This window comes from Kitasatospora sp. NEAU-69 (assembly GCF_057158765.1).
On record NZ_JBWXUE010000036.1, the window covers coordinates 59341 to 79788 of the forward strand.

A 20448-nucleotide genomic window follows, 5' to 3' on the forward strand; every position below is an offset into this window, starting at 1 on the left:
CCAGCATGCCGATGCCAAACTCAAGCAGCTTTTCCATCTACACCCGATGAGTTATGGAGCGTGTGATGGCAAGTCACGCAGACATGATCCAAACCACCGTGCTGGTGGACATCGCCGTCGTCCTGATCGCCGGCACCGCGATGCTGCGGGTATCCCGATTCGCCCGGCAACCCGCCGTCATCGGCGAGATCCTGGCCGGCATCGCGCTCGGCCCCAGTCTGCTCGGGCTGCTGCCCGGGCACCTGACCACCCGGTTGTTCCCGCTGGACGCCAGGCCACTGCTCTCGGCCATCGCCCAGGTCGGGCTACTGCTCTTCATGTTCACCCTGGGATGGGAGATCGAGCCAGGGAATCTGCGGAACTCCCGCAAGTCGGTCGCCGGAGTGTCGCTCGGCAGCATGTCACTGCCGTTCGTCCTCGGCCTGGGGGCGGCCGTCCTCTGCTACCAGCAGCACAAGACGGTCGCCGGGCACCACGTGGACTTCCTGGTCTTCGCCGTCTACCTCGGCATCACGATGTCGGTGACCGCGTTCCCGGTGCTCGCCCGGATCCTGACCGACAGCCGGATCGGGCGCAGCCGGGCCGGTCAGCTCTCGCTGGCCAGTGCAGCACTCGGTGACGTGATCGCCTGGTGCCTGCTCGCCGTGGTGATCGGCCTGGCCAGCGCGGATGGCGGTGGCGGCGGCCTGCGGACGATCGGCTGGTCGGCCTGCTACATCCTGGTGATGGCGCTGGTGGTCCGCCCGCTGGTGCGCAAGGCCACACCCCGGATGCTCAGCCGCGGCTTCACGCCGTACCTGGCCATCATCGTCGCGGCGGGGCTCTTCTTCTCCTCGTACGCCACCGCGCAGATCGGCATCCACCCGATCTTCGGCGCCTTCGCCTTCGGTCTGGTGATGCCGCGTCAGCCGCGCAAGCAGCTGGAGAAGCAGATGCTCCAGCCGTTCCAGCACGCCGGCCGGCTGCTGCTGCCGATGTACTTCGTGGTCACCGGCCTGTCGGTGAACATCGGTGCACTGCGTGGCAGCGACTGGGCGGACCTGGGGCTGCTGCTCGCGGTGGCCACCATCGGCAAGATCGTCGGGGCCACCCTGCCGGCCCGCTGGAGCGGGATGGCGTGGCGCGAGTCGTTCGGCGTCGGGATGCTGATGAACACCCGTGGGCTGACCGAACTGATCATCCTGAACGTGGGGCTGAGCCTGCACATCCTGGACACCAGGCTGTTCACGGTGATGGTCCTGGTCGCGCTCATCACGACCGCGATGGCCGGTCCGGTACTGCCGTTCCTGGTGCCAAGGTCGCCGGCCGACGAGCTGGCCGAGGCCGAGGAGCTCGCGGCGGCGGACGAGGACGAGTCGGCCGACGGGGAGCCGGCCCGCACGCTCGTCGTCGCGGGCTCCGGACAGCAGCAACAGGGCTGATCCGGACGGCGCACCGCTGAGAACGCCGGGGCCCGGCTGCGAGGAGGACTCGCAGCCGGGCCTCGGCGTTTCGGGCGGTTCCGGGTCCGGACGCATGGTGCGGGGCCGGGGCCGGGCCGCGAGTTCTCCTCGCGGTCCGGCCCAGGAGTGGTGTCAGTTCCGGGTCCAGGAGCTCATCCGGAACAGCCTCACGTACCCGCCGCGCCAGTAGGCCAGCGGTTGCCCGCCGGTCTCCACCGAGCCGCCGACGATCCGGCCGAGCATGATCGCGTGGTCGCCCGCGTCGATCAGCTCGTGCACCTCGCACTCGGCGTGCGCGACCGTGCGGTCGAGCACCGGCAGGCCGGCCACCGGGCCGCGCTGCCAGCCGACTCCGCCGAACTTGTCCGGATTACGGCTGGCGAACAGGTCCGAGACCTCCCGCGCGTCGTCGTCCAGGAAGTTGACGGCGAAGGCGCCCGTCTGCCGGATCGCGTCCAGCGTGACGCTCGGCGTCTTGACGCAGGAGAGCAGCAGCGGCGGGTCGGCCGACACGCTGCAGACTGCCGAGCAGGTCAGCCCGTGCGGCAGGCCGTCGTCGGCGACGGCGGTCACCACGGTGACCCCGCTCGCGAACGAGCCCATGATGGCGCGGAACTCCTCGAAGCCCACGCCCTTGAGCGGTGTCTTGATCATCTGGTGTTGCCCCTCTCGGTGAGTGCCAGCAGAGCGGAACGGTCCGTCTTGCCGTTCGCCGTCAACGGCAGCGTCTCCACCACGTGGAGGGCGTCGGGCAGCATGTAGGTCGGTAGCCGCCGGGCGCAGAAGAGCTTCAGGTCGAGCAGCTTGGGCCGGGCGTCCTCGGCCGGTACGACGACCGCGTGCAGCCGCGCCTCGAGTCCGCTGCCCACCACCACGACCGCGGCCGCGGCCACCGCCGGGTGGGCGCCGATCGCGGACTCGATCTCGCCGAGCTCGATCCGGTTGCCGCGGATCTTGACCATGTGGTCGATCCGGCCGACGTACTCCAGCTGCCCGTCCTCGCCGATCCGGCCGATGTCCCCGGTCCGGTACGAGCCGGTGTGCGGCTCGCGGCCCCAGTAACCGAGCATCACGGTCGGCCCGCTGACCACGATCTCGCCCTCCTCGCCGGGCGGGTCGAGCTCGATCGTGTCGCCGCTCGCGGCGGCGCCGATCGGCAGCGCGCTGGTGCGGGCCAGGTCGGCGTCGGTCACCTCGTAGGCGGTGCAGACGTTCGTCTCGGTCGGGCCGTACCAGTTGAGCAGCCGCACGTCCGGCCAGGCCTTGCGCAGCGCCTGCACCTGGGCGATCGGGAACGGCTCGCCGGCGAAGACGCAGACCCGCAGCGCGGGCGGCGGCGCGGTGTCCAGCAGCCCGCCCTCGCGCATCATCAGCGCCAGCGCGGATGGCACCGAGTACCAGACCGAGATCCGCCGGTCCCGGATGAACTGCGCCAGCTGCACCGGCGCGTACGACATCTCCGGCGGGACCAGGTGGACCGAGCCGCCGGCCCGGAACGCCGCGTACAGGTCGAAGACCGAGAGGTCGAAGTTGAACGGCGCGTGGCTGGAGAACCGGTCCTCGGGGCCGACGCCGGTCTGCTCGACCGCCCAGTCCACGAAGGCCAGCGCGTTGCGGTGGCTCAGGCAGACGCCCTTGGGGGAACCGGTCGAGCCCGAGGTGTAGAGGATGTACGCCGGGTGGTCGGCGCCGCCGTCGAACCGCTCCTGCGGGCTCGCCGTCGGGGCCTCCGCCAGCAGCTCGGCGAGCGGGGCCACGGCAACGTCGCCGAAGTCGTTGAACGAGACGTCGCCGCCCTTGGTGACGGCGTCGTCCACCAGCACCTGGACGGCCGCGCAGTCCGCGGCGATCTTGGCGACCCGGACGGCCGGATTGGTCGCGGTGACCGGTACGTACACCGCGCCGATCCGCAGCGCGCCCTGCATGAAGGCGACCGCGAGCGCGCTCTTGCCGCACCAGATGACGACCCGGTCACCGGGCCGGACGCCGCGCCCGCGCAGCGCGGCGGCGAACCGGTCGGCCAGTGCGTCGAGTTCGCCGTAGTTGAGGGTCAGGTCCTCGGCCTCGACAGCCAGGGCGGCGGGGTTGCGCCCGGCCGCCTCGGTGACGAGTTGATGGAGTCTCACAGTCCCAGCTCCTTCGCGATGATGAGCCGCTGGATGTCGTTGGTGCCCGAGAAGATCGTCGCGGGCACCGCGTCGCGCAGGAACGCCTCGATCCCGTTCTCGCGCAGGTAGCCGCGGCCGCCGAAGATCTGCACGGCGTCGAGGGCGGACGCGAGGGCGCCCTCGGAGACCGCGAGCTTCGACAGGCCGACGTTCAGCGGGGAGGCCTTCCCCTGGTCCATCTCCCAGGTGGCGCGGTAGAGCAGTAGCCGGGCGCTCTCGGCGCGCAGCTTCGTCTCCACGATCCGGTTCGCCACCGACTGGAACTCGCCGATCCGCTTGCCGAACTGACGGCGGCTGCGCGCCTCCCGGACGCAGAGTTCGAGCAGCCGGTCGAGCATCCCGATGTACCCGGCGAACAGGCAGGCCCGCTCCCAGCCCATCGAGTGCTGGAAGATCGCACCGCCACCGCCGCGGTGGCCGAGCACCTGCTCGTTCGGCACGAAGCAGTCCTCGAAGCGGACGCCGCCGGCCGGGCAGGAGAGCAGGCCGAGCTTCTCGAACGGCTCCCCCGCGGTCAGGCCCGGGGCGTCGCGCTCCACCACGAAGCCGGTGACGCCGAGGAACGCGGCGTCCGGGTCGGTGGTCGCGTACGTCACGAAGACGTCGGCGGCCGGGCCGTTGCTGACGAAGGTCTTCTCGCCGTTGAGCAGGAAGCCGCCCTCCACCTCGGTCGCGGTGACCGAGAGTTTGGAGACGTCGGAGCCGGCCTGCGCCTCGGTCATCGCGTTGCCCGCGATCAGCTCACCGGAGCACAGGCCTGGCAGCAGGCGGCGCTTGGTCTGCTCGGTGCCGAACGCCATGATCGGCACGGTGCAGGCGAACAGGTGCGCGCTGGCCGCGAAGACCAGGCCGGTGTCCGGGCAGCCGCGGCCGAACGCCTCGACCTGGTGGGACGTGTCCAGCGCGCCCAGTCCCGAACCGCCGTACTCCTCGGGCACGCACAGGCCGAGCAGGCCGAGGCCACCGACCGTGAGCCAGTCCTTGCGGCTGTAGAAGCCCTCGGGTGTGCGGGCCTCCTCGCCGAGTACCTCGCGCACCGCCTGCAGGGTGCTGTCGTATCGTGCGGTCTGTTCCGGGCTCCAGCTGAATTCCACAGGGTTCCTCCTGTCCGTGGGGCTTGTCCGTGTTCGGTCTCGCGGTCCGTGCTGTGGGTCCGCCCGGCCGCCGCCGCGCGGAAGCGGCGGCGGCCGGGCGGGGTCGGTCAGCCCTCCTCGCCGAGCAACTCCTCGGAGCTGGCCAGACCGGCGAGCAGCCGGTCCATCAGCTCGTCGTCGGAGAGGTCGTCGAGGCCGTCGTCGGTCGGATCGGTGCCGGCGGCGGCTGCGTCGGCGGCGGCCGCGGGCTCGTCGGCGGCCGGGGCCGCCGCGTGTGCGGCCAGTTCGTCGAGCAGGTGCCGGGCGAGTGCGCGGGTGGTCGGGTACTCGAAGGTCAGCGTCGCCGGCAGGTCCACGCCCAGGTCCCGGTCCAGCTGGGCCTTGAGCGCGACGGACATCACCGAGTCCATGCCGAGTTCGAAGAAGCCCTGGTCCGGGTCCACGTCCTCGTCGGACTCGGCGTCGAGCACCTCGATCACCTGGGCGAGCACGTGGTCGAGCATCCGCTCGCCGCGCAACTCGGGCGCCAGCGCCAGCAGTTCCGCGACGAGCGGGCTGTCGGCGGCGGCCTCGGGAGTCTCGCCATCGGTCCCGCTGCGGCCTCCGGTCGCCGTCAGTTCGGCCAGGAAGGCCCGGTCGAACCGGCTGCGGCAGGCGGTGGCGTAGCGTGCCTCGTCGAGCCGGGCCACGTCGGCCTCGGCCCGGCCGGCCCGCAGCAGCAGGTCGGCCGCCTCGGCGACGTCGACCGCCGCCAGCGGGTCGAGACCGCTGTCCGCCATCAGCATCTGGTCGCGGCGGGTCAGCTCGCCGGTGTCCGAGCGGGGCATCCAGCGGATCACGGTGACGTCCCCGCCGGCCGCGCGGCGGGCGGCGGCGGTGGCCGCCAGCGCGCCGTCCAGCGCGCCCCGGGCCGCCATGCCGAGCGAGCCCCAGGCCGCGGCGGCCGAGCTCGACACGTAGCAGAAGTCGAGCCGGTGGCCTCGGACGGCCTGTTCCAGCCGCGCGGCCAGGTCGGCCACGGCCAGCTGGCGGGTCAGCTCCGGCAGGCCGGTGTCGGACAGCGGGACGATCGGCGCCGGGACCGGGGCGATCAGCACCCCGGCGATCGGCTCGCCGCCGGTCGCCTCGGCCAGCACGGCGGCGGTGTCGCCGCCGTCACCGGTGAGTCGGACGGTGGCAAGTTCGACGCCGAACGCGTGCAGCTCGGCCCGGCGGACGACGGCCTGCTCGGCCGCCTCGCCGTCGTCACCGGTGACCGGCTCGCCCTCGACCAGCAGCAGCCTGCGCAGGCCGCGCCAGACCAGCCAGTCGACCAGCGGCCGGTTGGCCGGGTCCAGGCCACCGATCACGGCGTACCAGGCGTCCTCACGGCAGCTCAGCGGGCGGAGCACCCTGGGCAGCGGCTCGGCGTGGCGCAGGCGAGGAACGTACCAGCTCCCGCCGCGCAGGCAGAGCTCGTCCTCCACGGCGCTGCCGGGAGCGGGCTCGGCCAGCAGCCGGGCGGCGGCCGCGTCGTACTGCGCGGTGGCGTCGGTGTCGGCGGCCGGGTCCAGGTCGAGCAGACCGCCCCAGGCCTGCGGTGCCTCCATCGCGAGCACCCGGCCGAGGCCCCAGGCGGCGGCGAGCCGCCGGTCGGGGGCCGCGCTGCCGAGCGGGTCCTGGGCGCCGCGGGTGACCAGCCAGAGCCTGGGCGGCTCGGTGGCCCCACTGGCCGTCAGGGCCGCCTGCAGGGCCGCCACGGGGGCGGCGTCCGCGGGCTCGGTATCCGTTGCCGCGTCACCGGCTGCTGCGCCCACCAGGACGAGTCCGGTGACGGCCGGGCCGCCGGGGGTGCGGAGCAGGCCGCCCCAGGCGGCGGTGTCGGCGAGGTCCGGCGTCGCGGCGACCGCGGCGTCCGCGCCGGCTCGGATCAGCGCCTGCCGCAGCGCCTGCGCCTGTTCGGCGGCGCTCGGGTCGGCGGCGACGAGCAGCCAGCGGCCGGCCGGTTCACCGGTGGCGCCCGGCAGCTCGGTGGCCTGCTGCCAGGCGACCCGGTAGCTGCGCTCGGCCGTCCGGCTGCGGATCTCCTCGTCCGGGATCAGGTCGGCGGCGGGCGCCAGCCGGAAGCCGCGGAGTTCGGCGAGCACCCGGCCCTCGGCGTCCAGTACCCGGACGACGCCCGCGGCGTCCTCCGCGTGCAGGATCACGTCACCCGCCGGCGGCTCGAACAGCTCGATCTGCGCGATGCCCGCGATCACCGCCTCGCCGCTGCCCCACTCGGCAGTGGAGGCGAGCAGTCGGCCGGCGGCCGCCAGCAGGCCGGCGGCGCCGGTGCTGCCGAGCGCGAGCGTGGCCATCCGCTCCGACGGTCCGTCGGCCCGCTGCCACAGCTCGGTGAGGTTGGGCCCGGCGGTGTCGGCGAGCGGGCCGGAGGCCGCGGGGACGCCGCCGGTCAGCGCGGTGCCGAGCCGGGAGTGCAGCTCGGCGACGTCCACCGCCGCCGGGCGGTCCGCGTCGGCCGCGGCGAGTCGCGCGGTGGCGACCGGGCCGGGCGCACCGCCCGGGGTCCGGCCGGAGACCAGCTGCAGCGACCAGGCGGCGCCGTCCTGACGGGCGATCAACTGGGCGCCGGTGCCGGCGGCCAGCGCGGCCGGGTCGGTGAGCGGTGCGGTCAGTTCGAAGCCGGTCAGCCGCACCGGACCGGCGACCAGCTCCGCGGCGGCGGCGAGCAGCAGCTCGGCGACCTTCGCGGCGCCGACCGGCCCGCTGTCGGCGCGGGCCGCCAGACGGACCGGGTAGTACCGCTCGCCGACGCTGCCATACGGGACGAACGCCTCGCCGAGCTCGGCGTGCGCGCCGGCGCCGGCGCCGGCGGGTGCCAGGCTCGGCACCCCCAAGACATCAACCCAGCGCCGGCGGTGCTGCCACCGGTAGCCCGGCAGCGAGACCGGGCGGCCGCGACCGGCCAGCAGCGCCGGCCAGCGCACCGCGCTGCCGCCGACGTGCAGGGCGGCCGCCGCCTCGACCAGCGCGGCGCGGCCGGCGGCGGGCTCCACCACGATCGCGGCGAGACCGGCTGCGGCGCCCGCCGCGAGTTCGCCGGCGGCCGGGCCGAAGCCGGCGTCGAGCAGGGTCTCGATGTCGTCGCCCGCGAGGCCCTCGGCGACGGCGGCCGGCCAGGCCGGGTCGGCCGCGGCGACCGGGCGGGTCCAGTCAGCGAGTTCGCCGCCGTGCTCGCCCTGGTCTGCCTTCTCGGCCAGCGAGGCCAGGTGCAGCGGGAGTTCGGAGTCGGCGCCGAGGGTGACCCCGCGCACGCCGGCCGCGGCGCGCAGCGCGTCGGGCAGGCTGAGCGCGCCGGCCGCGTGTGCGGCGGCGATCTCGCCGGCGCCGCGGCCGACCACGGCGTCGGGCTCCAGGCCGTGGTCGCGCCAGAGCGCGGTGAGCGCCAGCTGGGCCGAGGTGAGGGCGACCGGGTCGGCGGTGCCGCTCTCCAGCAGGGTGCTGCGGACCGGGCGGCCGATCGCCGTCTCGGCCGCGGCGTCGAGCTCGGCGAGTGCGGCCCGGAAGGCCGGCTCCTCGGCGTCGAGCACGGCCCACGGGAGGGCGGCGACCTGGTCGCCGAAGACCAGCGCGAAGCGGGCGGGTTCGCCGACTCGGGCGCTGCCGGTGCGGGTTCCTTCGCCCTGGCTCGCCGCCAGGCGCTCGATCAGCTCGGCGCGGGTGTTGCCGACCACCGCCAGGCGGTGCTGGAGGTGGCTGCGGCGGGCGCCTGCCGAGAAGCAGACGTCGGCCAGATCGACTTCCTGCACCGTGCTCAGGTGCTCGCGCATCCGGACGGCCGCCTCGGCGAGCGCGGCCTCGGAGGAGGCGGAGAGGGCGAGGGCGAACGGGCGGGTGCCCTCGACCGGTCCGGCGGGCGCGGGCGGCACCGGCGGCTCGGCGAGCACCACGTGCGCGTTGGTGCCGGTGAAGCCGAAGGCGCTGACGCCTGCCGTGCGGGGGCGCTCGCCGGTCGCGGCCGGCCAGGGGGCGCCCGCGGCGGTGACCCGCAGGTTCAGCCGGTTCCAGTCGATCTGGTGGGTCGGCTCGGTGAAGTGCAGGTGGGCCGGGATCCGTTCGTGCCGCATCGCGAGCACGGTCTTGATCAGGCCGGCCACGCCCGCGGCGGCCTCCAGGTGACCGATGTTGGTCTTCACCGAGCCGACCAGCAGCGGCTGGTCGGCCGGGCGGCCGGCGCCCAGTGCCCGGTCCAGCGAGCGCAGTTCGACGGCGTCCCCGAGGATCGTGCCGGTGCCGTGCGCCTCGACGTAGTCGACCGCCGTAGCGGGCAGCGCGCCCTGCGCCAGTGCGTCCCGGATCACCTCCTCCTGCGCCTCGCCGCCGGGGACGGTCAGGCCGCCGCTCGCGCCGTTGTGGTTGACGGCGCTGCCGCGGATCACGGCGTGGATGCGGTCGCCGTCGGCGATCGCGCGGGAGAGCGTCTTGAGCACGAGGGCGCCGGCGCCCTCGCCGCGGCCGTAGCCGTCGGCGTCGTCGGCGAAGGTCTTGCAGCGGCCGTCCTCGGCGAGCGCGCCGCCGGCCGACATGGCCAGGTAGACGGTCGGCGTGGCGATCACGTTCGTGCCGCCCGCGATCGCCACCCCGCACTCGCCGGCCCGCAGGCTCTGGCAGGCGAGGTGCACGGCCACCAGGGAGGACGAGCAGGCGGTGTCGACGGCGAGGCTCGGGCCGCGCACGCCGAGGAAGTACGACATCCGGCCGGCGGTGCCGGAGAAGGAGTTGCCGGTGCCGTAGTAGAGGTCGATGTTCTCCAGCTGACGGGTGACCAGTTGCTGGTAGTCGGTGGTGTTCAGGCCGACGAACAGGCCGGTGTGGTCCGCCTGGAGTGCCTCGACGCTCTGGCCGGCGTCCTCCAGGGCCTCCCAGGCGACCTCGAGGAAGGTGCGCTGCTGCGGGTCCATGCTGCGGGCCTCGCGGGCGGACACCCGGAAGAAGGAGTTGTCGAACTGGTCCACGCCGGCCATGAACGCGCCGCGCTTGGTCGCCGAGGTGCCGGGGGCGCTCTCGCCGTTCTGTGCGAGCAGTGCGGCGGCGTCCCAGCGGTCGGCGGGGATGTCGCCGGTCGCGTCGACGGCGCCGGAGAGCAGCGCCCAGAACTCGTCCAGTCCGTTGGCGCCGGGCAGGCGGCAGCCCATCCCGACGATGGCGATCGGCTCGGCGGCGCCGTCGGCCTGCCACGGGGCGGGGGTGGTGGCGGCAGCAGCGGGGGCGGGGACCGGAACGGCGGCAGGCGGCGCGGCAGGCGGTGCGGGAGCCGGTACGGGCTGCGCGGCGGCGGGCGCCGCAGCGGCCGCGGGGGTGGGCGCAGGCGCGGCGGGGGTCGCCACAGCCTCCGGAGCCACCTCGGCCGTCGGCTCGGCGCGCTCGGCCTGCGGGCGGGTGAAGACCTGATCCACCATGACGGCGGCCAGATGGTCCGTGAGCTGATCGATGGTGGGGAATTCGATCGCGGCACTCATCGCGAGTTCGACCCCGAACTCCTCCTGGAGCCGGCGGATCAACTCGATCAGGCTGAAGGAGTCGAGGCCGAGTTCGTAGAAGCCCCGAACCCGGGAAATCCGCCGATCGGCTTCGTACCCGAGGAGTTCCGAGACGATCGCGCTCACCTTGGCGGCGAGCTGGGTCCGGCCCTTGCGTGCCGAGCGGGCGGCGGCGGCCACGCTCTCGGGCGCCGGCGCCGCGTCCGTCGCCGCTGCGGGCACCGCGACCGGTGCGGGGACGGGTGCGGGCGCGGGGACGGGGACGGGTGCGGGATTGAAGGCGGCCGCCGGCGCGGCGACCACCGGCGCAGCCACGACCGCGACCGGTGCGGGTGCGGCAGCGGCGGCGGGCTCGGCCGCCTCGGCCGTCCCGCCCATGGTGGCCACCAGGCGTCCGTCCTGGTCGAAGAGCCGGACCTCGGCCCGCAGCCGGTCGGCCGCGAGCTGCGCGCCGCCCTGGTTGCCGCGCTCCACGCCGGGCAGCCAGTAGTGCCGGCGCTCCAGTTGCAGCGGGGGCAGTTCGAGGTAGCGGTGGTCCCGGCCGTGCACCGCCTCCCAGTTCACCCGCACGCCGGTCGGGTAGAGCGCGGCCAGGCCGCCGGCGAGCGTGTTGCGCGCGGTCTTGCCGCGGGCGAGCGAGGAGATCGCCGGTCCGGTCCGCTCGCGGTGGGCGAGCGCGGACTGCAGCGGGCGGGAGAGCACCGGATGCGCGCCGATCTCCACGAAGACCGCGTCCCGGTCGGTGAGCAGCCGGTCCACGGCGGGCCAGAACAGCACCGCCTCCCGGATGTTGCGCCCCCAGTAGCCGGCGTCCAGCACCGGCCGGTCGGCCTGCGGGTCCACGCTGGAGAGCATCGTGACGGTCGGCTCGGCCGGTGCGAGATCGCCGAGCAGCGCTTCGAGCTGGTCGCCGTACTCGCGCATCACGGGGCTGTGGAAGGCGTAGTCGACGCCGAGCGGCAGGCATTTCGCGCCGTCGGCCTTGAGCTGGGCGACGGCCTGGTCCATCAGGTCGGCCGGTCCGGCGATGACGACCGAGTGCGGGCCGTTCACGGTCGCGACGACGAGCCGGCCGCCGAACGGTTCGAGCGCGGCCTGCACCTGCTCGGCGGGCAGCTCGACGGCGGTCATCCGGCCGGTGCCGGTCGCCGCCTGCATGATCCGGCCGCGGTGCACGATCAGCCGGGTCGCGTCCCGCAGGGTCAGCGCGCCGGCCGCGCAGGCCGCCGCGATCTCGCCCATGCTGTGGCCGACCACGGCGTCCGGCGCGACTCCCCAGGACGACCAGAGCCGGGTCAGCGCGACCTGGATCGCGAAGACCGCCGGCTGGGCGAACTCGGTCTGGGGCAGCCGGCTGCTCTCGCTGCGGCCGATCTCCTCCAGCACCGACCAGCCGCCGAACTCCTGGGTGTAGGCGTCTACTTCGTCAAGTACCTCACGCACGACCGGTTCGTCGCGGTAGAGGTCGAGCCCCATGCCGGGCCACTGCGAGCCCTGACCGGAGAAGACGTGCACGACCTGCGGCGGCCGGCTGCTCAGCACGTCACCGGCGCCGGCGAGCCGGTCGGCCAGGCCGGCGTCCAGCGCATCGGCCAGCTCACCGCCGGAGCGGCCGACGACGGCGAGCCGGTAGTCGTGGTGGGTGCGCCGGGCCGAGGCGCTGTGCAGCAGGTCGGCGAGTTCGCCGGGTTCGCTGGTGCGCAGCCGGTCCCGGTAGGCGGCCACCTGCGCGGCGAGCGCGGTCGGCGTCGGGCCGGAGACGACGAGTACCGGCACCGGGTCCGGCGCCGCGGCGGGGGCGACCTCGACGACCTCGACGGCCTCGGGCGGCGAAGCGAGCACGACGTGCACGTTGCTGCCGGAGAGCCCGAACGCGCTGACGCCGACGTACCGCTGCCCGGACCCGGTCAGCGGCGTCGGCTCGGTGGCGACCTGGAGGCCGGAGGAGGCCCAGTCGATCCGGCGGCTGAGCTGCTGCACGCCGATCTGTGGCGGCACCAGAGCGTGTCTGGCCACCAGCATCGCCTTCAGCAGGCCGAGCAGGCCGGCCGCCGAGTCCAGGTGGCCGAAGTTGGCCTTGTGCGAGCCGACGTAGAGCGGATGGCCGAAGCTGCGGGCCGAGCCGAGCGCCGCGATCAGCGCGGACACCTCGAGCGGGTCGCCGAGCGGGGTGCCGGTCGCGTGCGCCTCGACGTAGTCCAGCTGGTCGGCGGTCAGGCCGGCGCTGCGCAGCGCGCTGCGCAGCAGCATCTCCTGTGCCGCCGCGTTCGGCGCGGTGAGGCCGGCGCTGCGCCCGTCGTGGTTGGTCGCACTGCCCTTGACCACGGCCCAGATCCGGTCACCGTCGGCGACGGCGTCCGCATAGCGCTTGAGCACGACGACGGCGCAGCCCTCGCCGCGGACCACGCCGTCGGCGGAGGCGTCGAACGGGCGGCAGACGCCGGTCGGTGACAGCGCCTGGATCTTGCTCATGAAGACGCTCAGCTCGGGCACCAGCATCAGGTTGACGCCGCCGGCCAGCGCCGCGTCGCACTCGCCGTTGCGCAGGGCCTGGGAGGCGAGGTGCACCGCCATCAGGGAGGAGGAGCAGGCCGTGTTGAGCATCACGACCGGCCCGTGCAGGCCGAAGGTGTACGCGATCCGGCCGGCGCCGAAGCTGAACTCCTTGCCGCTGGCGTAGTACGGGCTGATCTTCTCGACGCCGGAGGTCTTGGAGTGGAGCAGCGTGTAGTCCATGCCGAGCACCCCGGTGAAGACGCCGGTCCGGCTGCCCTCCCAGCTCTCGCGCGGGATCCCGCTGTTCTCCATCGCCGCCCAGGCGGTCTCCAGCAGCAGCCGCTGCTGCGGGTCCACCTCCTCGGCCTCGCGTGGCGCGATGCCGAAGAACTTGGCGTCGAAGGCGTCCACGTCGTCGATGAACGCGCCCTTCGGGCAGTACGTGGTGCCCGGGTGGCGCGGATCGGGGTTGTGGAACTCGGGCCCCCAGCGGTCCGTTGGCACGTCGGTGGTGACATTGCGCCCGTCCAGCAGGACTTGCCACAGCGCGTCCAGGTTCTGAACGCCTCCGGGTAGCCGGCAGCCGACGCCCACGATGGCGATGTCGGCCGTGGTTGCCCCCTGCTGCGGTCCGGCTGATCCGGCTGTCGGATCTACTCGGTCGTTCGACACCGCTCACTCCTCCTTGCCGGAGCGCATCCGAGCGCGTCCGACGAGATCGGCACTATCCCCACTTGATGAGTTCTCGGTTTGATGAAGTCTACGTATGATGAGTAACATGGTCAACGACAATCCGAGCGGCCTCGAAGAGCGCAGCGGCAGGGCGGTCTTCGGCCCCGAAGTGCACGTCTGGCTCGTGGAAGTTGATGACGAGTCGGCAATTGATCTGGCACTGCGTCAGCTGCCGCCTGACGAACAGGAGCGGCTCGGCCGGCTGGTTCAGCCGCACCGGCGCCGCAGCATCTGCGCACACGCCGCGCTGCGCGTACTGACCGCCTGTGCGACCACCGGCCTGGCACCGCTGCCCGAACTGGGCAGCGGCTGGAACGGGAAACCGGCCCTGACCGCCTGGGGCGCCCCGGGCGATCTGCGCCCGGCCCCGGAACAGGAGCCGGGCGGCGGCGTCCAGGTCAGCCTCACGCACGCCGGCACGCTCGCGGCCATCGCACTGACCACCGCCGGATTCATCGGTGTGGACATCGAGGCGGTCAAGAGCCTGCCGGACCGCGACGCGATGGCGCGCACCATCATGTCCGAATCGGAGCGGCAACAATGGAGTTGCTCTCCGCCGGCCGGCCGCGACCGGGCCCTGTTCCGGGCATGGACCCGTAAGGAGGCCGTGCTCAAGGCACTCGGCACCGGGCTGGGCGGCGACCTGCGGGCCGTCGCGACGCTGCTGTCGCCCGAGCCCGCCGCACCCGTCCGGGTGCTGGAACTGCCCCCGGACGCCGGACCGTTCTCCCACTGGTCACTACACGACCTGCCCGCGCAGGACGGCTATGTGGGCGCCGTCGCGGTCTCGACACCGGAGATATCGCTCGTCCAGCACCGGACGACGATCCGCGAGCTGCTGCTCGCGGCCGACCCCGAGCCGCTCCCGGAGCCACCGCCGCCCCGCGGGCGACCGGTCCTCGTCGTGGGGACCGGAACCGGTGGGCGATCGGCCCTCACCGCAGGAGGAGGAACCCGCGTGTACGACATCAACGAAACCAAGCGCTCGGCACCACCGGGCCCGACCGAGCCGGGCACCCGGCGGCTCAAGCTGTTCTGCCTGCCACACGCCGGCGGCAACACGCTCCACTTCCACCCCTGGTCGAGCTGGTTGCCACCGTTCGTCCAAGTCGTCCCGGTCGACCTGCCGGGCCACGGCACCCGGTTGCGGGAACCGCTGATCGGCGACCTGCACACGCTCGTGGCGGACCTCACCGAGACCATCGATCGCCAGATCGATGGTCCCTTCGCGTTGTTCGGGCACAGTCTCGGCTCGGTGCTGGCCTTCGAGGTCGCCCGGGTGCTGGAACAGCGCGGGCACGTCGCGGCCATGCTGGTCACGGCGGGCCGCAACGGGCCCGAGGGCGGGCTTTCGCACCCGCCGATCCACGAGCTGCCCGACGACCAGTTCATCGGCGCGCTGCGCCACCTGGGCGGGATGCCGGACAAGCTGCTGCAGCACCCGGAGCTGCTGCAGATGTTCCTGCCGGTGCTCCGCACCGACCTGCGGCTCGCCGAGCTCTACACCAAGGAGCCCGGTCAGCCGCTGTCCTGCCCCGTGATCGCCTTCGCGGGCCGGCAGGACACCATGACGAGCGAGCTGGGCCTGCTGGCCTGGCAGCGGGAGACGACCTCGACCTGTGGTCTGATCTTCGTCAAGGGCGGGCACTTCTTCCTGCAGGAACCGGAGTTCACCAAGGTGGTGGCCGGCCGGCTGAGCGCCGGAGCCGCCGCGCTGCGGGGCGGCCCGGACTGGGACGCGCTGCCGCTGGCCGGCTGAGCGGGCGCTGCGAGCACTGTCGTCATTGAGCGGCTGACCGGGCGGGACCGGTCAGCCGCTCAGTCGTTGCCCGGCCCGCCCCCCGCTCCCGTACGCGTACGCGTCGAGGCCGCGTACGCGTACGCGTTCCCGTACGTACGCGTCGAGGCCGCCGCCCCGGATCGGGACGGCGGCCTCGGCGGATGCGCCAGTGCGTCAGTGCGTCAGAAACTGGCCTTGGCGGTCGGCGCGCTCAGCTCGCCGAGGAACGGCCGCCACAGGTGGTCGGGGTCGTTCTCGACGGCCTTGACCACCTCGCGCATGGCCGCGAGCGCCTTCGGCTCCTCGTCGTCGTAGACGTCGCCCTGGAGCATCTTGAGGACGTCGAGACGGTACCGCGGGTCCTGGACGAACGCGGTGAAGAGGATGTTGAGGCGGTAGTAGATCGAGATGAACTCGTACCAGTTGTTCACCCCGCGGCGCAGCTTCTCCTCGTACGCGGCGAACCGCGCCTTCTTGAAGTCGCCCGCCTCGGCCGCGGCGATGATGTCCTTCGCCGCGATCCGCGCGCTGTTCAGCGCGACGCTGACGCCGCTGGAGAAGATCGGGTCCACGAACCGGGCGGCGTCGCCGACCAGCACGAAGTTGTCGCCGGCGACCTGGGTCATGCCGTAGCTGTAGTCGCCCTCGGTCTTGAACGGCTTGACCTGGTCCGAGTTCTTCAGCGCGTCGAGCAGCTCCGGACGGCTGCCCACGGTCTCCCAGAAGAAGTCCTCGCGGTTCTCGCCGGCGGCCTGGAACCGCTTCTTCTGGGTGACCACACCGACCGAGGTGATGGTGTCGGTGATCGGGATCTGCCACACCCAGGTGTCGGTGATCGGCAGGAAGTGGATGAAGATGTAGTCCGCCTGCTCCTTGTTGGGAGCCAGCGCCTTCCGGTCGAAGTTGTCGAACCAGGTGTGGATCGCGTACTGGTTGAATACCGGGTCGTTGACCTTGACCTTGAGCTGGTTGCCGAGCATCGTGCGGCGACCGCTCGCGTCGACCACCATCTTGACCGGGACGCCGACCTGGCTGCTGCCGATCTTCGCGTAGACGACCGGGATCTCGCCGTCGAAGTCGACCTTCTGGACGCGCACGCCCTGGTAGACCGTGGCGCCGAGGTCCTCGGCGTTCTTCAGCAGGATCTGGTCGAACTTCGACCGGTCCACGTGGAACGTGTAGTCCCGGTCGACGCCCGCCTGGTCGCGCTCCTTGAAGAGCACCTCCGCGCTGCGGAAGTCGTGGGCGGTACCGCCGAAGCCCATCTGGTCGATCTTGCGGGTCTCGGCCGAGGTCCAGGCCGCGCCGTACTTCTTCGGGAAGCCGGCGGCCTCGACGGCGTCCATCGCGCCGGTCTCCAGCAGCACCGGGGTGGTGGCCGGCACCAGTGACTCGCCGACGTGTTCCCGGGGGAAGGTCGCGGCCTCGAAGACCACGACCTTCAGTCCGGCCTTCGAAAGGTACGAGGCCATGGTGGAACCGGCGGGGCCGCCACCGATGACGGCGATGTCGAAGTCTGCTTCCATGTCGATCTCCTGACTCTCTCGTGGAGGGTGGGGGCTCAGGCGGCGGGCAGCGAGGAAACCAGCGCCGCGATGCTGTCCAGGTCCTGGAAGTGCTTGCCGGTGATCTCGGTGGGCGGCACCGAGACGCCGAACTCCTCGTCGATGTAGGCGAGCAGGCGGCCGGTGTTCTGCGAGTTCAGGATCCCCAGCTGGAGCAGCGGAGTGTTCGCCTGGAGGTCGGAGGCGCCGTCGCCCTCCAGCTCGCCGAGGAACTCCCGGCCAACGTACTCCGCGATCTTGCTCTGAACCTCGGCCTTGATCGGCAGTGCAGTCATTGCTGTCCCTCCTGGGATCGATCCGGGCAGCCGGGCGGCCGCCTCCGAAAGGGTGCCTCGATCCTACGTCCGATGAACTCTACATTCGATGACTTGAGACGCCAAGGGACGTACCTTGGAACGTTGAACTCATCGAGTGTTGAGCGGTACGCTGCCCGAACAAGCCGCGTTGAGGAGGACCTCCCCGTGCTAGAAGCAGTGGTAGGAACCAGCGAAGCAACGCCCCCGCCCTTGCCCGCCCCGGCAACGGGCGCCACCCCGACCACCAGGGTGGAGACCCTGGACCGCGTGGTGATCCGGCTCGCCGGAGACTCCGGGGACGGGATGCAGCTCACCGGCGACCGGTTGACGTCGGAGAGCGCGTCCCTCGGCAACGACCTGTCCACGCTGCCGAACTTCCCGGCCGAGATCCGGGCACCCGCCGGCACGCTGCCGGGCGTCTCCAGTTTCCAGCTGCACTTCGCCGACCACGACATCCACACCCCGGGCGATGCGCCCCGGGTGCTGGTCGCGATGAACCCCGCTGCGCTGAAGGCCAACCTGGCGGACGTGCCGTTCGGCGCGGAAATCATCGTCGACTCCGACGAATTCACCACCCGAGCGCTCGCCAAGGTGGGCTACGCCACCGACCCGCTGACCGACGGCTCGCTCGATGCGTACAAGCTGCACAGGATCCCGCTGACCACCCTGACCGTCGCGGCGCTGGCCGACTCCGGCCTGGCCCGCAAGGACGCCGCGCGGGCCAGGAACATGTTCTCGCTCGGCCTGCTCTGCTGGATGTACCACCGCCCGACCGAGGGAACCGAGCGCTTCCTGGCGCAGAAGTTCGCCGCCAAGCCGGCCATCGCGCAGGCCAACATCACCGCGCTGCGCGCCGGCTGGAACTTCGGTGAGACCACCGAGGAGTTCGCGGTCTGCTACGAGATCCCCCCGGCCAAGCTGCCGGACGGCCGTTACCGCAACATCTCCGGCAACCTCGCGCTCTCCTACGGCCTGGTCGCGGCCGGTCAGCGCTCCGAGCTGCCGCTCTTCCTCGGCACCTATCCGATCACGCCGGCCTCGGACATCCTGCACGAGCTCTCCAAGCACAAGAACTTCGGCGTGCGGACCTTCCAGGCCGAGGACGAGATCGCCGGGATCGGCGCCGCGCTCGGTGCGGCCTTCGGCGGCTCGCTCGGCGTCACCACCACCTCCGGCCCGGGTGTGGCGCTCAAGTCGGAGGCGATCGGCCTCGCCGTCTCGCTCGAACTGCCGCTGCTGGTGGTCAACATCCAGCGCGGCGGCCCGTCCACCGGGCTGCCGACCAAGACCGAGCAGGCCGACCTGCTGCAGGCGATGTTCGGCCGCAACGGCGAGGCGCCGGTCCCGGTGGTCGCCCCGGCCACACCCGCCGACTGCTTCTCGGCCGCGCTGGAGGCGGCGCGGATCGCGCTGACCTACCGCACCCCGGTCTTCCTGCTCTCGGACGGCTACCTGGCCAACGGCTCGGAGCCCTGGCGGATCCCGGACGTGGACACGCTGCCCGACCTGCGGGTGCCGTTCGCCACCGGGCCCAACCACACCACCGAGGACGGCGTCGAGGTCTTCTGGCCGTACAAGCGCGATCCGCAGACGCTGGCTCGCCCGTGGGCGGTGCCCGGCACGGCCGGTCTGGAGCACCGGATCGGCGGCATCGAGAAGCAGGACGGCACCGGCAACATCTCCTACGACCCGGCCAACCACGACCACATGGTCCGCACCCGCCAGGCCAAGATCGACGGCATCGAGGTGCCCGACCTGGTGGTGGACGACCCGGACGGCCGGGCCCGGACGCTGGTGATCGGCTGGGGCTCGACGTACGGACCGATCACCGAGGCGGTGCGCCGGGTGCGCGGCCAGGGCGGCCGGGTGGCCCAGGCGCACCTGCGCCACCTCAACCCGTTCCCCGCCAATCTCGGTGCGGTGCTGCGCAGTTACCAGAACGTCATGGTGCCCGAGATGAACCTCGGGCAGCTGTCGATGCTGCTGCGCGCCAAGTACCTGGTGGACGCGCACCCGTTGACCCAGGTCCGCGGCCTGCCGTTCCAGACCGCCGAACTCGCCGAGGCGATCCAGCAGTTCGACCAGAGCGCCGGCCGCGGGTCGAGCCAGGAGGAGAGCGCACATGCCTGAGACACCCGACCAGCCGGCCGGCGCGACAGCGACGGCCACGGCCACGGCCACGGCCACGGCCACGGCCACGGCGACCGGACGGCCGCTGCTGCCGCTCGTGCCACGAGCCGAGACACCGCTCACGGCGAAGGACTTCAAGTCGGACCAGGAGGTGCGCTGGTGCCCCGGCTGCGGGGACTACGCGATCCTCGCGGCGGTCCAGTCGTTCATGCCGGAGCTGGGCATCCGGCGGGAGAACACCGTCTTCGTCTCCGGGATCGGCTGCTCCTCGCGGTTCCCGTACTACCTCAACACCTACGGGATGCACTCGATCCACGGCCGGGCACCGGCGATCGCCACCGGCCTGGCCGCCTCCCGCCAGGACCTGAGCGTCTGGGTCGTCACCGGCGACGGCGACGCCCTCTCGATCGGCGGCAACCACCTGATCCACGCGCTGCGCCGCAACGTCAACCTGAAGATCCTGCTCTTCAACAACCGGATCTACGGCCTCACCAAGGGCCAGTACTCACCGACCAGCGAACGCGGCAAGATCACCAAATCCACCCCGATGGGCTCGCTGGACGCGCCGTTCAACCCGGTCTCCCTCGCGATCGGCGCCGAGGCCACCTTCGTGGCCCGCACCATCGACTCCGACCGCAAGCACCTCACCTCGGTCCTGCGCGCGGCCGCCGAGCACGAGGGCACCGCCCTGGTGGAGATCTACCAGAACTGCAACATCTTCAACGACGGCGCCTTCGACGTCCTCAAGGAACCGGCCACCGCCGACCAGGCGCTGATCCGGCTCGAACACGGACGGCCGATCCGCTTCGCCGACCAGGGCGTCTTCCGCGACCGGGCCACCGGCGAACTGCGCACCGACACCGTCACACCGGCCAACGAGGCCGAGGTGCTCGTCCACGACGCGCACGCGGCCAGCCCCGTCACCGCCTTCGCACTCTCCCGCCTCGCCGACGCCGACACCCTCCACCACACCCCCATCGGCGTGCTGCGCGACATCCAGCGCCCGGTCTACGACACGCTGATGGCCGAGCAACTCGCCACCGCCACCGAACAACGCGGCCCCGGCGACCTCACCACCCTGCTCGCCGGAGGCGACAGCTGGATCATCGCCGCGAGTCCCAACTGACCGACCGGCACCCGCGAGCGGCCCGACTCCCGGCCTGTCCCGGGGGCCGGGCCGCTCGCGCGAACCTGGAAACGAAAGGCCCTGGCTGTTCCGGACCGGG

The 20448-nt window shown here is 72.6% G+C and carries 10 protein-coding genes; 4 read left to right on the forward strand and 6 right to left on the reverse strand.

Annotation, left to right across the window (positions count from 1 at the left end; all coding sequences use genetic code 11):
* The first annotated feature begins 65 nt into the window (after window positions 1-65).
* Entirely contained in the window at window positions 66-1421 is a 1356-nt protein-coding gene (locus AC060L_RS31015) for a cation:proton antiporter domain-containing protein (protein ID WP_483802285.1), read from the forward strand.
* Window positions 1422-1574: 153 nt separating this feature from the next.
* Here the strand turns inward: AC060L_RS31015 and AC060L_RS31020 are convergent, their stop codons facing one another.
* The 4 genes from AC060L_RS31020 to AC060L_RS31035 form a co-directional block, all read right to left on the reverse strand.
* Complete coding sequence (locus tag AC060L_RS31020; RefSeq protein WP_483802286.1) at window positions 1575-2096, reverse strand: flavin reductase family protein; 522 nt, start codon at window positions 2094-2096, stop codon at window positions 1575-1577.
* A complete protein-coding gene (locus AC060L_RS31025) occupies window positions 2093-3568 on the reverse strand; it encodes an amino acid adenylation domain-containing protein (RefSeq protein WP_483802287.1) in 1476 nt (491 codons plus the stop codon). The genes AC060L_RS31020 and AC060L_RS31025 overlap by 4 nt, the downstream gene beginning before the upstream one ends.
* Window positions 3565-4704, reverse strand: coding sequence for an acyl-CoA dehydrogenase family protein (locus AC060L_RS31030; protein ID WP_483802288.1), 1140 nt, complete (start codon window positions 4702-4704; stop codon window positions 3565-3567). The genes AC060L_RS31025 and AC060L_RS31030 overlap by 4 nt, the downstream gene beginning before the upstream one ends.
* A 107-nt stretch (window positions 4705-4811) precedes the next feature.
* Entirely contained in the window at window positions 4812-13391 is an 8580-nt protein-coding gene (locus AC060L_RS31035; protein WP_483802289.1) for a type I polyketide synthase, read from the reverse strand.
* 106 nt (window positions 13392-13497) lie between these two features.
* Here AC060L_RS31035 and AC060L_RS31040 point away from each other — a divergent pair, with 106 nt between their 5' ends.
* Window positions 13498-15210, forward strand: coding sequence for an alpha/beta fold hydrolase (locus tag AC060L_RS31040; RefSeq protein WP_483802290.1), 1713 nt, complete (start codon window positions 13498-13500; stop codon window positions 15208-15210).
* Between the two features lie 203 nt (window positions 15211-15413).
* Here the strand turns inward: AC060L_RS31040 and AC060L_RS31045 are convergent, their stop codons facing one another.
* Window positions 15414-16757 (reverse strand): NAD(P)/FAD-dependent oxidoreductase, encoded by a 1344-nt coding sequence (locus AC060L_RS31045; RefSeq protein ID WP_483802291.1) that lies wholly within the window; start codon window positions 16755-16757, stop codon window positions 15414-15416.
* Between the two features lie 35 nt (window positions 16758-16792).
* A complete protein-coding gene (locus AC060L_RS31050) occupies window positions 16793-17071 on the reverse strand; it encodes a phosphopantetheine-binding protein (RefSeq protein WP_483802292.1) in 279 nt (92 codons plus the stop codon).
* 231 nt (window positions 17072-17302) lie between these two features.
* Between AC060L_RS31050 and AC060L_RS31055 the strand changes: the two genes are divergently transcribed.
* Window positions 17303-19222 carry a 2-oxoacid:acceptor oxidoreductase subunit alpha gene (locus AC060L_RS31055; protein ID WP_483802293.1) on the forward strand — a complete coding sequence of 640 codons (1920 nt, stop codon included), beginning with the start codon at window positions 17303-17305 and terminating at the stop codon, window positions 19220-19222.
* A complete protein-coding gene (locus tag AC060L_RS31060; protein WP_483802294.1) occupies window positions 19215-20348 on the forward strand; it encodes a 2-oxoacid:ferredoxin oxidoreductase subunit beta in 1134 nt (377 codons plus the stop codon). Before AC060L_RS31055 ends, AC060L_RS31060 begins: the two co-directional genes overlap by 8 nt.
* Window positions 20349-20448: the final 100 nt, after the last annotated feature.